This window comes from Kitasatospora sp. A2-31 (genome assembly GCF_022288725.1).
GTDB lineage: Bacteria > Actinomycetota > Actinomycetes > Streptomycetales > Streptomycetaceae > Kitasatospora.
Genome location: NZ_JAKNTA010000012.1, coordinates 64,851 through 80,012, shown reverse-complemented (window position 1 = coordinate 80,012; position 15,162 = coordinate 64,851). Strand labels below are relative to the sequence as shown.

At 72.3% G+C, this 15,162-nt stretch carries 12 protein-coding genes and 1 pseudogene; 6 read left to right on the top strand and 7 right to left on the bottom strand.

The genetic code is table 11. From position 1 onward, the window contains the following. Positions 1 to 96: 96 nt before the first annotated feature. Positions 97 to 2,913 (bottom strand): helix-turn-helix transcriptional regulator, encoded by a 2,817-nt coding sequence (locus MCM47_RS29115; RefSeq protein ID WP_238864659.1) that lies wholly within the window; start codon positions 2,911 to 2,913, stop codon positions 97 to 99. Between the two features lie 199 nt (positions 2,914 to 3,112). Between MCM47_RS29115 and MCM47_RS29110 the strand changes: the two genes are divergently transcribed. From MCM47_RS29110 to MCM47_RS29100, 3 genes are all read left to right on the top strand, one after another. Beyond that, on the top strand, positions 3,113 to 3,676 hold the full coding sequence (locus MCM47_RS29110; protein WP_238864658.1) for a TetR family transcriptional regulator: 564 nt from the start codon (positions 3,113 to 3,115) through the stop codon (positions 3,674 to 3,676). Between the two features lie 177 nt (positions 3,677 to 3,853). Next, a complete protein-coding gene (locus MCM47_RS29105) occupies positions 3,854 to 4,258 on the top strand; it encodes a hypothetical protein (protein ID WP_238864657.1) in 405 nt (134 codons plus the stop codon). Positions 4,259 to 4,421: 163 nt separating this feature from the next. Then, positions 4,422 to 4,781, top strand: coding sequence for a hypothetical protein (locus MCM47_RS29100; RefSeq protein WP_238864656.1), 360 nt, complete (start codon positions 4,422 to 4,424; stop codon positions 4,779 to 4,781). Between the two features lie 116 nt (positions 4,782 to 4,897). Here the strand turns inward: MCM47_RS29100 and MCM47_RS29095 are convergent, their stop codons facing one another. Both MCM47_RS29095 and MCM47_RS29090 read right to left on the bottom strand, forming a co-directional pair. Next, positions 4,898 to 5,092 (bottom strand): hypothetical protein, encoded by a 195-nt coding sequence (locus tag MCM47_RS29095; protein WP_238864655.1) that lies wholly within the window; start codon positions 5,090 to 5,092, stop codon positions 4,898 to 4,900. A 33-nt stretch (positions 5,093 to 5,125) separates the two neighbouring features. Further along, positions 5,126 to 6,193 (bottom strand): alpha/beta fold hydrolase, encoded by a 1,068-nt coding sequence (locus tag MCM47_RS29090; protein ID WP_238864654.1) that lies wholly within the window; start codon positions 6,191 to 6,193, stop codon positions 5,126 to 5,128. A gap of 607 nt (positions 6,194 to 6,800) precedes the next feature. On the opposite strand from MCM47_RS29090, the pseudogene MCM47_RS29085 reads away from it, so the two are divergent. Next, a pseudogene (locus MCM47_RS29085) lies at positions 6,801 to 7,388 on the top strand (pyridoxal-dependent decarboxylase); the annotation flags it as partial. A gap of 80 nt (positions 7,389 to 7,468) precedes the next feature. Beyond that, positions 7,469 to 9,256: a sodium:proton antiporter gene (locus MCM47_RS29080; protein WP_238864653.1), complete on the top strand. Its 1,788-nt coding sequence runs from the start codon at positions 7,469 to 7,471 to the stop codon at positions 9,254 to 9,256. A gap of 53 nt (positions 9,257 to 9,309) precedes the next feature. On the opposite strand, the gene MCM47_RS29075 is transcribed toward MCM47_RS29080, so the two are convergent. The 4 genes from MCM47_RS29075 to MCM47_RS29060 form a co-directional block, all read right to left on the bottom strand. Beyond that, positions 9,310 to 10,260, bottom strand: a complete 951-nt coding sequence (locus tag MCM47_RS29075; RefSeq protein WP_238864652.1) for a DUF389 domain-containing protein — start codon at positions 10,258 to 10,260, stop codon at positions 9,310 to 9,312. An 80-nt stretch (positions 10,261 to 10,340) separates the two neighbouring features. Beyond that, positions 10,341 to 11,717, bottom strand: a complete 1,377-nt coding sequence (zwf, locus tag MCM47_RS29070; RefSeq protein ID WP_238864651.1) for a glucose-6-phosphate dehydrogenase — start codon at positions 11,715 to 11,717, stop codon at positions 10,341 to 10,343. 35 nt (positions 11,718 to 11,752) lie between these two features. After that, on the bottom strand, positions 11,753 to 13,333 hold the full coding sequence (locus tag MCM47_RS29065) for a GMC oxidoreductase (protein WP_238864650.1): 1,581 nt from the start codon (positions 13,331 to 13,333) through the stop codon (positions 11,753 to 11,755). A gap of 146 nt (positions 13,334 to 13,479) precedes the next feature. Then, positions 13,480 to 14,034: a gluconokinase gene (locus tag MCM47_RS29060; RefSeq protein ID WP_238864649.1), complete on the bottom strand. Its 555-nt coding sequence runs from the start codon at positions 14,032 to 14,034 to the stop codon at positions 13,480 to 13,482. A 139-nt stretch (positions 14,035 to 14,173) separates the two neighbouring features. Between MCM47_RS29060 and MCM47_RS29055 the strand changes: the two genes are divergently transcribed. Beyond that, complete coding sequence (locus MCM47_RS29055; protein ID WP_238864648.1) at positions 14,174 to 15,139, top strand: 2-hydroxyacid dehydrogenase; 966 nt, start codon at positions 14,174 to 14,176, stop codon at positions 15,137 to 15,139. The last annotated feature ends 23 nt before the right edge of the window (positions 15,140 to 15,162 follow it).

The window sequence follows — 15,162 nt, the reverse complement described above, 5'->3', positions numbered from 1 at the left end:
CTGGCGCTTGGCCGGCCCCGCCCGTGGTGGCACCCGACCGCGCGCGGCCGGGTGCCACCACGCCTTCGGCGCGCCCGCGTTGGCCGGGGCGGAGGGTCAGCAGTGCTGCGCGAGCGCGGAACTCGGGGCAGGGGCGTCCTCGTCCAGGCTGGTGAGGGCGTCGCGCAGGGCGGCTCTGGTGGTGATGCCCAGCTTGGGGAAGACGCGGTAGAGGTGGGCGCTGACGGTGCGGGGCGAGAGCCTGGTCCGTTCGCCGATCTCCTTGTTGGTCAGGCCGCTGGCGGCCAGCTCGGCGATCCGGCGCTCCTGCCAGGTCAGCGGGCTCGTGGTGCGCGCCGCCGGCCGGGCAGGGACGCCGCTGACCCGAAGTTCGGCCCGGGCCCGGGCGGCCCAGGCGGTCGCGCCGAGGCGTTCGAAGGCGTTGGCGGCCGGGGTGAGGAACTGCCGTGCCGTGGTGGCGCCCTGGACCCGGCGGATCCGGCTGCCGTGCGCCAGCCGGATCCGGGCCAGTTCGAACGGGAAGCGCGCTGCCGCCGGGTGGTCCACGGCCAGCGCGTAGGCCTCGGAGGCATCCTGCTCGCTGTCGGCGGTCATCGCCAGGGCGCCGTGGGTGACCAGCGCCAGCCGAGGCGAGACGGCGGGCAGGTTCGCGTCCAGGGCGGCCTGCGCGTGCGCCCGGGCTTGTGCGGTGCGCCCGGTGTGGACGGCGGCCTCGACCAGGTCCAACAGGGTGCGGGAGGCCTGGTGGGCGTAGGGCTGGAAGGCGCCCGGTGCGGTGATGCCGATGGCCTGGAGGTAGGCGCCCTCGTAGTCGCCGTCGCTCAGCGCCGCCGTGGCGCCGGCTGCGTCGGCGAGCTGGGTGAGGAAGCCGATGCCGCGCGGGCGGGCCCAGGCGTCGACCACCCCCTGGAGTTCGCGGGCGAGCGCCGTCTGCCCGCGCATCGCGGCGAGCTGGGCCAGGTAGGCCCTGGTTTGCTGGGCGAACAGCTCGTGCCCGTGCTCGTCGGAGTGCCGCAGGGCGCGCCCGCCGGTGCGCTCGGCGGCCTCCCATTCACCGGCGCCCATCTGGTCGAGCATGATCAGGTGCAGCATCACCATGCCGGTGGAGACCGCGCCGGTCTCCAGCTCGCGGGAGACGACGCGCTGGAGGTGCGGGCGAAGCGGGCTGAGGACGTCCAGGTGGTAGGCGGAGACGGCGAGCCGGGCGACGTCCCACGGCTCCTGGCCCGGCAGGTCGGCGGCGGCCCGTTCCACTGGGCCGGTCCAGCCGGCTCCGTGCCGGACGACGTCGCTCCAGGTGGCGCTGTAGATCCGGGCCCGCTCGCCGACCCGGTCGCCGAGCGCGGCGAGCAGGGCGTGGGTGCGCTCCCACAGGGCCCGGTCGGCGGCGAACTGGCTGGTGGCGAGCAGCAGGGCGAGCAGCCGGTCCAGCACCTCGGCGGCGATCGCGGAGACGGTACGGTCGGTGCCGTCCGCGTCCTGGCCGTCGCCGGCGACGCGCCGCTCGGCCAGCCGCTCGACCACGGCGGCGATCTGCCGGTGGGTGGAGCGCACGTCGCCGTCCTGGTAGAGGGCCTGGTAGCCGGAGGCGAGCGCGGCGGCGGGGGAGCGGTCGGCGTCGGGCCCGTGGTCGGCCCGCAGTAAGCGGCGGGCGTGGCCGAGGCGGGCGGCGTGTCCCGCGATGAACGCCGCGTCGCCGAGCCGCCGGGACCGCTCGGCCGGGTGTTCGCTGAGTTCGGCGGCGCGGGTCAGCCAGGTCACCGAGGTGAGCGCGCCGCCGCGTCGGGTCGCGGACTCGGCGGCGGCCTCCAGCACCCGGGCAACCTCCTCGTCGGGGTCCAGGGTGGCTTCTGCGAGGTGCGCGGCCCGGCGTTCGAGGTCCCCCCGGTGCAGCTGCGCCAGTGTCCGGTGCGCCTCGCGGCGCTCGGCGGGGGTCGCCAGCTGGACGACGCTGGAGCGCACCAGCGGGTGTCGGAAGGCGAATTCGCCGGTGGACGGCTCGATCACCAGCAGGCCGCGGACGACGGCCTCGTCGGCGTCGCGCATCCGGTACCGGTTCGCGGGCACCGGGCCGTCACCGGAGCCGGCGGCGACGCCGTCGAGGGCGCCCTTGAGCAGCTCCGCCCGGACGGTGGCGGCCAGGCCGGTGATCCGGGTGCCGTAGAGGTGCTGGAGGCGTCGGGAGGGTGAGGCGCCGCGCAGGGACCTCGGGTCGGCCGGGTGCTGGCCGTAGGCCGGGCCGGCCACGTGGCCGGGCAGTTCCAGCAGGGCGAGCGGGTTGCCCTGGGCCTGGTCGAGGACGACACGGCGCAACCGGCGGTCCAGTGACGGGTGGTGGCCGTCCAGCAGGAGGGCGGAGTCCTCCTCGTTGAGCGGGCCGACCGTCAGTTCGGGCAGCGCGGCGGTGTCGAAGGGGGAGGCGATGTCGGAGCGGACGGCCAGCAGGAGTTTCATCCGGCTGCCGGTCAGCCGGCGGCCGATGAACCCGCAGACCGCCGCGCTGGAGTCGTCCAGCCACTGGGCGTCGTCCAGGGCCAGGAACAGCGGCTGTTCGACCGCCGCTGCGGAGAGCAGGCCGAGCGCCGCGATGCCCAGGGCCATCAGGGACGGCGGGGTGCCCCCGGCCCGGCCGAACACGGCTTTGAGGGCCGCGCGGGAGATGTCGTCCAGCGCGGCGGTGTGCGGCAGCAGCGGGTAGAGCAGCTGGTGCAGCCCGGCGTAGGGCAGTTCGGACTCGGCCTCGACCCCGGTGGCCCGGACCACGAGTCGCCCGTCCCGGGCTGCCAGTTCGGCGGTGAAGTCGAGCAGGGTGCTCTTGCCGACCCCGGTCTCGCCCCGCAGGAGCAGTGTCCGGCCCTCCACGGACCGGGCGAACGCGGCCAGGTCCTCCCGCTCGCCGTTCCGACCGAGCATCGGCCCTACTGATCCCACGGCCCGGTTCCCTCCCCCTCGAACGTGCAGGTTGTCTGCGAAGGCCGCGGTGGGTGGGAGGGCGGGAGGCCCGCGCCGCGTACGGCCGTACGGCTTCTAACCACCTGGTTGGTTGATTAGACACCGACAAGGAACTGACTGTCAACCAAACGGTTAGTCGGTGCTCGGCTAAGGTCTGCCCATGCAACGCGACGCCGAAGCCACCAAGCAGAGACTCCTCGCGGCCGGGCGGGCCGAGTTCGCCGCCCACGGGCTCCACGGTGCCCGTGTGGACCGCATCGCGGCGGCGGCCCGGAGCAACAAGGCGCAGATCTACCACTACTACCGGAGCAAGGTGGGCCTGTTCGACGCGGTCTGGAGCGCCGCAGTGGAACAGATCGTCGACAGCCTGCCCTTCGACGGGGACGACGACATCCCCGAGTTCGCGGCCCGGCTGAGCGACATCTACGCCGAGCACCCCGAGATCCCCCGACTGATCACCTGGCAGAACATGGAGCGCGGCGCCGAGGCCTGCGACGCCCGCGCCCTCGACGAGGTCCGCCGACGCATCGGGGTGCTCGCCGACGCCCAGGGCAGAGGCCTGGTGTCGGACCGGTTCGAGGCTCGGCTGCTGTTCGCGGTGATGATCCACCTCGCCATGCTCTGGCCCACGATCGCCCCCGAGGTGCTGATGGTGGTGGACGTCCACGACGCGGCGCGGCGCCGCGACCTGGTCCGGCGGGTGGCGGCCGCGCTGCTGGACTGACCGAGTGCGGGGCGGGTCGCGACGGACGGGGTGGGAGGAGGTGGCGCCGGCCGGGTGGTGAGGATCGCAGTCATTTGACTGACGCCGGGGCCCTGGCGGGGGCGGCACTGTGAAGGCGCTGCACGAGCAGACACGTCATCAGCACATCGCAAGTACCGCATCGCAGGAGTCATCACCGTGAACAACCCGTTCGGCAAGCCGGCCAGGGCCGTCGGCGCCCTGGGCCTCACCGTCGCCGCGCTGACCACCGTCTCGGCCGTCCCCGCCTCGGCGAGCGCCGCGGCCACGGCCGGCTGCACGAAGAACTTCGGCTTCGGCAACGTCCAGGTCCAGGTGGACAACTGCTCCGACGGCTGGGTGTGGATCTACGTCGGCGACGGCACCTACTACAAGGGCTCCGTCCAGGCCACCGACGACTTCGGCCACGTGAAGACGCCGCTGGAGGTGGACCAGGGCAAGTCCGTCGCGACGAAGTACATCGGCAGCATCAAGAGCATCAAGATCTGCGGCACCAAGTACCTCGGCTGGACGCCGCCCCGCCCCTGGTGGACGTACTGCTCCAACGAGCTCTACGTCCACTGAGCTCCACTGGGCGTCCACTGGGCGTCCCAATTGAGCATGCCCGTGCGTTCCGGACGCCCGGTCCGGGAACCTGACCCGCCGGTACGGCAGGAGCGGCCCGACCTCGGCCGGCCGCCTGCCGTACCGGCGTCACCAGCACACCCACGGAGAGAGGTGGTTCCCCATGTTCAGCTCGAAGACGGTGCTCCGCGGTTCGGCTGCCGCAGCGGCCGCCGTCGCCGCCCTGCTCGGTCTCGGCGCGGGGTCGGCGAACGCGGCCGGCTGGCCGCCGCTGCAGCCGGGCGCCCGCCTGTACGCCGGCACCGGCGGCAGCGGTACGGCGACCACGGTCGACCTGGACGACCTCGGCACCTGCCACACCTTGGCGGCTCCAGCCCGTTCGGTCCAGGTCGCCGGCGGCACCGCCTCCGTGGTGCTGTACTCCGGCCCGGGCTGCACGGGTGCCGTCCCGTGGGCCACCGGCTCGCTGGCGCAGTCCGACACGCCGTGGGCGATGCGCAGTTACCAGGTGGTCCGGGCCTGAAAGCCGCCGCGGCGACCCCGGCCGGACGCCGGGCGACCGACCTCTTCAGACTCGAGCACGGACCGAACACTCCCCCATCGATCATCCGGTGTCGGGTCATGCCTGACCCGCTGCGCTCAGAGACCCGGATCCGCCGCCAGGCAGGAGAACCTGATCGCCAGGGCGTCGGGGTCGAGGGTGTCCGCCGCCGGATACCTCGGCAGCACCGCCTTCTCTTCGACCATGTCCTCGTAGGCGACGCGTTCCGAGGGCGCGCCGAATCGGGCCTCGCGGTTCGCTGCTGCCTGCTCGTGGGTGTTCGCATCACTCATATCGGCACCTCCAAGTGGTCGACACGCTCGCGGTCACAGGTGGTCGGCGTCCACCACGGCCTGCGCGAACGCCGCCGGCGCCTCCTGCGGCGCGTTGTGGCCGATGCCGGGGAGCACGCGGTGCTCGTACCGGCCGGTGAAGAACCTCCGGTACCCGGTGCCGTCGGTCGTGGGCAGGAAGGGGTCGAGAGCGGGGTCCACGGCGATGGTCGGCACCGTGATGGCCGGCCGGGCCGCGAGCAGCTGCTCGTAGCGGTTGTAGCGAGGCTCTCCGTCGGCCAGGCCCAGACGCCAGCGGTAGTTGTGGATCACGACGGCGGCGTAGTCGGGGTTCTCGAACGCCGCGGCGGTGCGCTCGAAGGTGGCGTCGTCGAACTTCCAGGTCGGGGAGACCTCGTCCCACACCAACCGGCACAGATCGTGCCGGTACTGCTTGGTCTCCATGGCGAGGCGGCCCCGGTCGGTGGCGAAGTAGTACTGGTACCACCAGGTGTGCTCGGCCTTCGGCGGCAGCGGGTTATGCTGCGAGGGGATGTTGACGATGAGGTATCCGCTCACCGCCACCAGGGCCTTGACCCGCTCGGGCCAGAGCGCCGCGACGGTGCCGGCGGCCCGCGAGCCCCAGTCGAAGCCGGCCAGCACTGCCTTGTGGATCTTCAGGGCGTCCATCAGGGCGATGACGTCGAGGGCGACCGCGGACTGCTGCCCGGTGCGGACGGTCGTGGGAGACAGGAAGTTCGTGGTGCCGTGGCCCCGCAGGTACGGCACGATCACCCGGTAGCCGGCATCCGCCAGCAGTGGCGCCACGTCGACGAAACTGTGGATGTCGTAGGGCCAGCCGTGCAGGCAGATGACCACGGGCCCGTGCTTCGGCCCGACCTCGGCGTAGCCGATGTCGAGCACACCAGCCTGGACCCGCTTCAGCTCGGCGAACGTGGTGTGCGTGCCCGGGGCGATAGCCGGGATGACCGGGCCCGGGCGGCCGGGCCGATCGGAACCGGCGGCGAAGGCGGTGGACGCGTTCGATGCCGCGCCGACCGAGACGGTCGTGGCCCCCACCCCGAGACCGACCACCTTGGTGAAGGTACGCCTGTTGATCACGTCTGATCCTTCCCGGAGACTCGTTGATGCCTCCACTGTTCGTTCGGCCACCGGCCCGACACATCAGTCATATGACGTCGAGTGTGCGAAGGCGCTCGCGACACGAAGGACCTGCCGGGCCGCCACATTCAGCCATTCGACCAGGTTCCGTCCGGGCGGTCATGTGCGGAGCCGGATGCCGACCTGACGGCCGGGCTGCGCCCCGCTCAGGCGGTTCGGTGTCGCCGTCGAACGGGCGGGCGAGGGCGGCCACAGTGGTCGGGACCGGTGTCCACGCGTTCGGGAAGGGGGAAATGGGACCCGGAAACCCTGACCGCCATCGTGCCGGAAGTCCTCGACAACACCACCCCGAACGCGCGCCCCGAGCCCAGGCCCTCCACCCGGCCGCATCCCTGCCCGCCCGATCCAAGGCCCGGACCCGGCCGGGGCGTTCGTGGAGCGGATGCGGTCGCCCTGGCGCGGCCGCTGGCTTCGGTCTGGCTGTCGACGAAGCCGATCCGCTTTCGTCCATGCCACGCAACCGGTATGGCGCAGGTCCGCATGCCGCCTGAGGAATCGGTCCGTAGTGTCACATGCGGACCAGTGGACCCATAGGTGAGGTGCCTCGATGGCTCTGCACAACGCACAGGAGCAGGCGGCCGACGCGGCCGTCGACATCCTCGCCTCGCCGCTGAGCGAGCACCCGCTGCCCAAGCGGGCCATGCCTGACTTCCCCGCGCCTGCGCCGGTGGTCTTCCAGCTGCTGCGCAACGAGCTGCTGCTGGACGGCAACGCCGCACGGAACCTCGCCACCTTCTGCACCACCTGGATGGACGACGAGGTCCGCCGACTGATGGACCTGTGCCTCGACAAGAACATCGTCGACAAGGACGAGTACCCGCAGACCGCGGAGATCGAGTCACGCTGCGTGAACACCCTCGCGGATCTCTGGCACGCCCCGGCCGGCTCCGGCGGCATCAACGCGGTCGGCTGCTCCACCACCGGCTCCAGCGACGCCGCCATGCTCTGCGGTCTCGCCCTGAAGTGGCGGTGGCGCAACCGCCGGCAGGCCGCGGGGCAGTCGACCGAGCGGCCGAACCTGGTCTGCGGGCCGGTGCAGGTGTGCTGGGAGAAGTTCGCCCGATACTTCGACGTGGAGCTGCGGCAGGTGCCGGTGGAGCCCGGGGCGACCGGCCTCCAGCCGCACCAGCTGCGCGACCTCGGCGGCGACGACATGCGCAGGGCGATCAAGCACCTCGACGAGGGCCGCCCCCACGACGCAAGCCCTGGACCGACGTGACGGAGGACCAGATCCTACTGGGTTGCGGCCTGACCGTCGCTCTCGCCGTGGGATCGCAGATCCTGGCGAGCAGACTGCGCGTGCCGTCGCTGATCGTTTTGCTGCCGGTCGGGTTCGCGGCCGGGGCCCTCACGGAGGTGGTCCGCCCGGCCAACCTCGTGCCGGACTTCACGGCCCTGGTGTCGCTCGGGGTGGCCGTGATCCTCTACGACGCGGGGCTGGGACTCGATCCGCAGCAGCTGAAGGGCGAGACCCGCAGTGTGGTGTCACGGCTGATCGTGTTGGGGATCCCCATCACCGCCGGAGCCGCTCTGGGGCTGGTCGTCGCCTTGTTCGACGTCCCGGTCGGTGTGGCGGCCATGACGGGTGTCATCCTTGTCGTCTCCGGGCCGACCGTCGTCGGCCCGCTGCTCGACAATGCCAGGCCGGCCGACCGGGTTCGGAGGATCCTGACCTGGGAGGGGACCCTCGTCGACCCGCTCGGCGGAATCCTGGGGGCGGTCGTGTTCCACATCATCGTCCGGGCCCAGAACAGCAGCCACGGCTTCCGGTTCGGGGGGTTCCTCGGGAGCATGGCCGTCGGGCTGGCAGGCGGCGCGGTCGGTGTTGCACTGCTGTGGCTGACCCTTCGCAAGCTGCGGCTCGGCGAGACGCTCGGCACACTCGCCCAGCTGGCCACGGTCGTCGCGGTGGCTGCGGGCTGCGACATGGTCCTGGACGACACCGGCCTGATCGCGGCGATCGTCACCGGCATCGCCGTGTCGAACCTGCCCGGGTTCGACATGCCGGCGCGCCGCCCGTTCTTCGAGACGGTCGTTCAGCTGACCATCGGCCTCCTGTTCATCTCCATCTCGGCCTCGGTCTCCCCGAAGTCCGTCACCGCGGTGCTGGTTCCTTCGCTGGTGCTCGTCGGCGCGCTCGTCCTGGTGGTCCGGCCGCTGGTGTCACTCGTCGCGGCGGCCGGAACGGCTGTGGACGGCGGGGAGCGGGCCTTCATCGGCTGGATGGCGCCCCGGGGCATCGTCGCTGCCTCCACCGCCGCGACGTTCTCGGCCTCGCTCGCGCACCAGGGCCTGCCCGGTGCCGACAAGATCCTCCCGATCACCTTCCTGGTGATCGTCGGAACCGTCCTGGTCTACGCACTGACCGCCCGGCCGGTCGCTACCTGGTTGGGCGTCGGCGCCTCGTCACGCTCACGGCCCCTGCTGGTGGGCGCCTCCCCGTGGGTGATCGACCTCGCGCAGTCGCTCCGCGCGGCCGGCCTGGAAGTGATCATGTGGGCCGGTGACCCCGGGGAGCGGGAACGGATCAGAGCGGCGGGAATCGAGCTGGCCGCGGGCGAACTCCTCGCCACGGCCACCGACCCCCGGGCCCGGCTGGAGGGGGTCACGGCGGCGCTGCTGCTCACGGACGACGACGACCTGAACGCGCTTGCCTCGGTGGTCGTGCAGGCCAGTCTGGACGGCCCGGTGTACCGGGTCGGGCCGCCCCCCGGCGGTCAGGGCATCGTCGCCCCGTTCACCGGCGGCCGGGTGCTCTTCGCCCCCGCCCTCGTCCGCGACGCGCTGCAGGCCCGCCACGAGCAGGGCGCCCGTTTCGTCCTGCAGCCCGCCGCCAACCCGCTCCCCCCGGGCCATGAACTGCTCTTCGTCGTAAGGGCCGACGGCCGACTCGAGCCGGTCACCCGGGGGCAGGCCACCGAGCCGGCGAAGGACGACACCCTGCTCCTCCTCGGGCCGGCGCCGCACCCTGCACCGTCGGACGGCGCGCGCAGCGGCGGCTGACCGCGTGGGCCGTCCGACGGCGGCCGGGGACGCAGTCCGTGCCGGTCAGCCAGTCAGTCGCCCTCGGGGTCGGTGCGCCGCCCGGCTCGCTGCCAGAATCGCCGCTGCAGGCGGAGGGTGAGGACGCCGACGAGCACGAGTACGAGCACGTTCAGGAGGAGTTGGAAGAACGAGCCCCGGGCCTCGTGCCAGTCGGCGAAGGCGACCGAGACGGCGATGTCCGAGGCGGCCGGGATCGTGGTCACCGAGATGAAGACGCCGAGGAGCGCGCTCGCCCGCGCCTCGGTGAGCGAGACGATGCCGACCACACCGGCGAGGGCGGCCACGACCAGCGAGAAGAAGTCGGGTGTGTCGATGAGCTGGGACACCGGCCGCAGGCCGTGCTTGAACGCATCGGACTCCTGGTCCAGGGCCCGGGACAACCCCGCGAAGGCCAGCGACACGACGATGGCCAGCAGGAACCCGACCGTCAGTGCGCGTGCACCCTCGCGGACCCGGCGCCGGTTACCGCGGTCGATCCCCAGCGCGACGCTGACGATCGCGTTGTACTCGGGGCCGACCACCATCGCGGCCACGATGAGGATCTGGGAGTTCGACATGATGCCGACCGACCCGATGACGCCGGCGATGACCAGGAACAGGTAGAAGGAGGGGAGGTAGGTTCCCTCCGCCCGGATGTGCGCCTCGACCGCGGCCCACAGCGGCGTGTGCACGAGGAGGCTGGGCTGGTCGGCCTCGATCCGTTCCGCGTGCCGCGAGAACATCATCTCGACGTCGTCGACGGCGATGGACCCCGACCGGTCGATCCCCAGGTCCCGCAAGCCGCCCAGCACGTCGTTCGCGGCGCCCTTCATGACGTCGCACTCCAGCGCGTCACCGTCCGGCGCGTTCGACGCCGACCGCAGGACCACCAGGTTGAGGACGCGACGGTCCGCGGCGAGCAAATCGATCGTCCGCTCGGTGAGCGAGGGCGGCGTCACCATTCGAAAGTGGACCAGGTCCATCCGAGTTCCTCCTGCCACCGAGGGGCGCCGGTGGCGCACACGGCACCACGGGCCCCTCGGGCGGCGGCCGGTGGGCCGGCTCAGCCAGCCGGGTCGTACCAGGTGTCGCCGTTCGGCAGCAGGGTGTCGGCCTCCTTCGGCCCCCAGGTGCCGCGGCCGTACGGGTGGACCGGGACGGCGTCGCCGAGCACGGGGTCGACGATGCGCCAGGCGGCTTCCACGGTGTCCTGACGGGCGAACAGCCAGCGGTCACCGTCGAGGGCGGCGCCGATGAGCCGGTCGTAGGGGCGCATGTCGGAGCCGGGAATCTGGCTGAAGGTCAGCTCCTCGTGGTTGGCCCGCCAGCCGCCGCCGGGCGCCTTTCCGGCCAGCGTGAGCGCCACCTGGGTCTCCGGCCAGACCCGGAAGCGGAGCATGTTGGTGGCCGGCGCCGGCCGCAGACCGAACACGTCGTGAGGGGCGCCGCGGAACCGGATGCTGATCTCGGTGGCGGTCACCGGGAGGCACTTGCCGGCGCGGATGAGGATCGGCACGTCGGCCCAGCGCCAGGAGTCGGCGGCGAGCCGGATCGCGGCGAAGGTCTCCACGGTGGACTTCGGGTCGACGCCGTCGACGTCGAGGTAGCCGTCGTACTGGCCGCGCACGATGTGCTCGGGCGTGAGCGGCCTCAGCGAGGCGACGGCGAGGGCCTTGGAGTCGCGCCAGGCCGACAGGCCGTGTCCGGAGGGCGGGTCGGCCAGGACGGTGGCGAGGACCTGGAGCATGTGGTTCTGGATCACGTCGCGGATCGCGCCGGTGCGGTCGTAGAACCGTCCGCGGTCGGAGACGTCGAACGCCTCGGCCATGGTGATCTGGATGCTCTCGACGTGGTTCCGGTTGAGCAGCGGCTCGAGCACCGAGTTGGCGAAGCGGGCGAACAGGACGTTCTCGACGGGGTCGAGCCCGAGCCAGTGGTCGACCCGGTAGATGGCGTCCTCGGGGAAGTGCTCGTGCATGGTGGCGTTGAGGGCGCGGGCGCTCGCCAGGTCCGTGCCGAAGGGCTTCTCGACCATGATGCGGGCGTCCTTGGCCCGGCCGGCGGTGGCGATGCCCTGGGCGATCCGGCCGAACAACGGCGGCGGAACCTCCAGGTAGTACAGGGTCCGCCCGCCGCTGCCCATGGCCTCGGACATCGCACGGTAGGTGGCGTCGTCGCCGAGGTCGCCGTCCACGTAGCGCAGCAGGCCGAGCATCTTGGTCGCGGCGGGGGACGTGGGGTCCATGTGGTTGAGGGTGAGCGAGGCCTCGGCGTAGTTCCGGAACTGCTGCAGGTCCCAGCCGGCTTTGGCCACGCCCACGATCGGGACGTCGAGGACGCCGCGTTCGACCAGGCCGACCAGGGCGGGGAAGGTCTCCAGTTTGGCGAGGTCGCCGGTGGCCCCGAAGATGACCAGGGCGTCCATCTGCTGTGTCGTCATCGTGAACTCTCTCGTTGGTCCGGGTGGTCCGGTGGTCAGCGCAGCCGGTCGGCGATGTGGTCGCCCACCCGGAGCGCGTTGGCGATGGCGGTGAGCGACGGGTTCACGGCCCCGATGCTGGGGAAGAAGGACGTGTCGACGACGTAGAGGTTGTCCACGTCGTGGGCGCGGCAGTTGACGTCCAGGACGGACGCGGCCGGGTCGGTGCCGAAGCGGACGGTGCCGGCCTGGTGGGCGGTGGCGCCGATCGGCATGCCCTTGTGCAGGTAGATGCTGTGCGAGAGCAGGTGGTGCGGGTGCATGCCGAGTTGGCCCAGCATCCCCTGGAGCTTGTGGCGCAGCCGTTTGAGTCCGGCGGTGTTGTTCTTCTCGTCCAGGGCGAGGTGGATGCCTCCGTCGGCGTCCAGGGTCACGCGGTTGTCGGGGCGGGGCAGGTCCTCGCCGCAGAGCCAGAAGTCGACGGCGTGGGGGGCGAGCACCTCGAAGGGCATGTCAGGCGAGACGGCGCCGGCCCAGCGCGGTGCCTCGCCGTGGATCTGCTCGGCGTCGGACTTGCCGAGCATCTGGATGCCGCCGAGCGGGTAGTCCCAGTCGTCGGCGCCGAGGTACCAGTCGTTCATGGCGAGCGTCTTCTGGAACGCCGTGGGGTTCGGCTCCTTGGAGACCGCCATGAGTGCCAGGTTGTTGTGCCGCATGTAGTTGCGGCCGACCTGGCCGGAGCTGTTGGCCAGTCCGTCCGGGTGCCGGTCGTCGGCCGATCGCAGCAGCAAAACGGCGGAGTTGACGGCACCGCAGGCGACGACCACGACGTCCGCGGCGAAGGTCTCGGTGCTGCCGTCGCCGAGTTCGGCGACCACGCCGGTGACGGTCCGGCCGGTGGGGTCGGTCTCCAGCCGGCGCACGTCGGCCCGGGTGATCATCGTGACGTTGTCGTGCTCCAGGGCCGGGTCCACGCAGAGCACCTGAGCGTCGGACTTGGCACCCAGCAGGCACGGGAATCCGTCCACCCGGTCGCAGCGGATACAGGCACTGCCGTGGACAGCCCGGCCCTTCTCGTCCTGGATCAGGTTCACGCCGATCGGCAGGTGGAAGGGGTGCAGCCCGTGCTTCTCCAGGTCGTCGCTGAGCTGCTGGATGCGCGGCTCGTGCTCGACGGGCGGGAAGGGGTAGTCGGCGCTCGCCGGACCTTCGGTCGGGTCCTCCCCGTGCCGGCCGTGGACCAGGTAGAGCTGCTCGGCCTGCGAGTAGTACGGCTCCAGGTCGGCGTAGTCGATCGGCCACGCGGGGGAGATCCCGTCGTGGTGCTGCAACTCCCCGAAGTCCTCGGGACGCAGGCGGAAGAGCGCGGCCCCGTAGAACTTGGTGTTCCCGCCGACGTAGTAGTTGACCTCGGGCGGGAACTCCTTGCCGTCCTTGTCGTACCAGTACTCGGGGGCACGGTACTTGCCCTTGACGAACACCGCGGTGGAGTCCCAGTTGTCCCGTTCGCGGGGCAGGTAGTCACCGCGTTCGAGGATCAGGATGCGCTTTCCGGTCGGGGCCAGCCGGTGTGCGAGGGTGCCACCACCCGCGCCCGTGCCGATGATGATGACGTCGTAGTGCTGAGCGCCTGCCACGGAGAGTTTCCGATCTGGAGTCGTTGCCGGCCCTGCTGCGCCGACCCCCCGGTGACCGTCGCGGTGCGGGTCGCATCACGCACCACCGCGTCGGCAGGACCGGTCCCGTCCTTTGCACGCTACAACCGGCCGGGCCGGGTGGCACCTCAGGGCTGGGACCGGTGGATCGGATCGGCCGGGTGGGCGGGCCGGGCCAGGGCCTGCAGCGCCGCCTCCACGGTCCGCTCCGTGCTCCCGGAGGCGTCCACGGTGACTCCTGGCTCGTCGGCCCCGAGCGGCTCCAGCGTCCGGTACTGCGAGTCCAGCAGCTCCGGCGGCATGAAGTGCCCTTTCCGGGCGGAGATCCGCTGCAGCGCCAGGGCGGGGTCGAGCGACAGGTGCACGAACCACACGTCGGCGCCGGGCGGCCGCAGCAGGGCCCGGTAGGCGTGCCGCAGCGCCGAGCACGCGAGGACGCCGCCGCTGCGGTCCGCTGCCGTGCGGATCCACTCCGACACGGCCTCGAGCCAGGGGCGGCGGTCGGCCTCGTCCAGGGGGCGCCCGGAGGCCATCGTGGCTCGGTTGGCGGCCGAGTGGAGATCGTCCGCGTCGAGGAACGGCACGGCGAGCCGGTCCGCCAGCCGGCGGCCGACGGTGGTCTTGCCGCACCCGGAGACCCCCATCACGACCACCACGCGGTTGCCGAGAGCTACGCCGGTCATGGTCGGCGGGCCTCCTCGGGTCGGCTGCGGGACCATTGCTGCGGGGACACGGGTGAGTCTCCACTCTCACCCCCTGGAGGCCCGACCGCCGCCAGGCGCACCGGCGCGGTCCACCGGTCGGGCCGGCACGGAGGCCAGCATGACGGTTGCCGGCGAGGGTTCCACCGGGGCCCCGGCGATGCGGGTGATGCTGCCGTACGCGCCGCCGGAGCTCGGCGCCCTGCCCAAGGGGTGGCAGGCCCTGGTCTGGGACGGCCGCGGCCCTGCTCCGGCCGACAGTGCGATGGAGGCCGTCGAGTTCTTCGTCGTCCCGTACACCCGCACCCGCGCGGCGCTGCCCGTACTGGATCGGCTGCCGGCGCTGCGGGTGGTTCAGTCGCTGAGTGCGGGGGTGGAGAACCTGCTGCCGTACGTGCCCGCGGGTGTCACGCTCTGCAACGCCCGCGGGGTGCACGACACGAGCACGGCCGAGCACGCGGTGACGCTGCTGTTGGCCGCACTGCGGGGGATCCCCGAACTCGTCCGGGCGCAGCAGGCGCAGCACTGGTCTGCTGGCTTCCGCCCGGCGCTGGCCGACCGGACGGTCCTGGTCCTGGGCTACGGAGCGATCGGCGCCGCCGTCGAGGCCCGGCTCACCCCGTTCGAGTGCGAGGTCCTGCGGGTGGCCCGTACGGCCCGGCAGGCGCCGCTCGGGCCGGTGCACGCGACGGCGGAGCTGCCGTCGCTGCTGCCGCGGGCCGACGCGGTGGTGCTGACCCTGCCACTCACCGAGCGGACGAGGGGTCTGGTCGACGCCGGGTTCCTGGCGCGGTTGCGGGACGGTGCCGTGGTGGTGAACGTCGGTCGCGGAGCCGTGATCGACACGGCAGCGCTGGTCGCGGAGCTCCGTGCCGGGCGCCTGGCAGCGGCACTGGACGTCACCGATCCGGAGCCGCTCCCGCCGGGGCACGCGCTGTGGATGGCGCCGAGCACGCTGATCACCCCGCACGTGGCCGCCACCACCTCGGCCTTCCGCCCGCGCGCACTGGCGCTCGTCCGGTCGCAGTTGATGCGGTACGCCGCCGGCGAACCGCTGGCCAATGTGGTCTCCTCCGGCCGGGGTTGACGCGTTGCGGGTCGGGCCCCGGC

Bases quoted from the DNA above. Each gene is read 5' to 3' on its own strand.
- MCM47_RS29100 (WP_238864656.1), top strand. From the start codon at position 4,422: ATGTTCAGCTCGAAGACGGTGCTCCGCGGTTCGGCTGCCGCAGCGGCC.
- MCM47_RS29115 (WP_238864659.1), bottom strand. From the start codon at position 2,913: ATGCTCGGTCGGAACGGCGAGCGGGAGGACCTGGCCGCGTTCGCCCGG.
- MCM47_RS29075 (WP_238864652.1), bottom strand. From the start codon at position 10,260: ATGGACCTGGTCCACTTTCGAATGGTGACGCCGCCCTCGCTCACCGAG.
- MCM47_RS29110 (WP_238864658.1), top strand. From the start codon at position 3,113: ATGCAACGCGACGCCGAAGCCACCAAGCAGAGACTCCTCGCGGCCGGG.
- zwf (WP_238864651.1), bottom strand. From the start codon at position 11,717: ATGACGACACAGCAGATGGACGCCCTGGTCATCTTCGGGGCCACCGGC.
- MCM47_RS29095 (WP_238864655.1), bottom strand. From the start codon at position 5,092: ATGAGTGATGCGAACACCCACGAGCAGGCAGCAGCGAACCGCGAGGCC.
- MCM47_RS29055 (WP_238864648.1), top strand. From the start codon at position 14,174: ATGACGGTTGCCGGCGAGGGTTCCACCGGGGCCCCGGCGATGCGGGTG.
- MCM47_RS29060 (WP_238864649.1), bottom strand. From the start codon at position 14,034: ATGACCGGCGTAGCTCTCGGCAACCGCGTGGTGGTCGTGATGGGGGTC.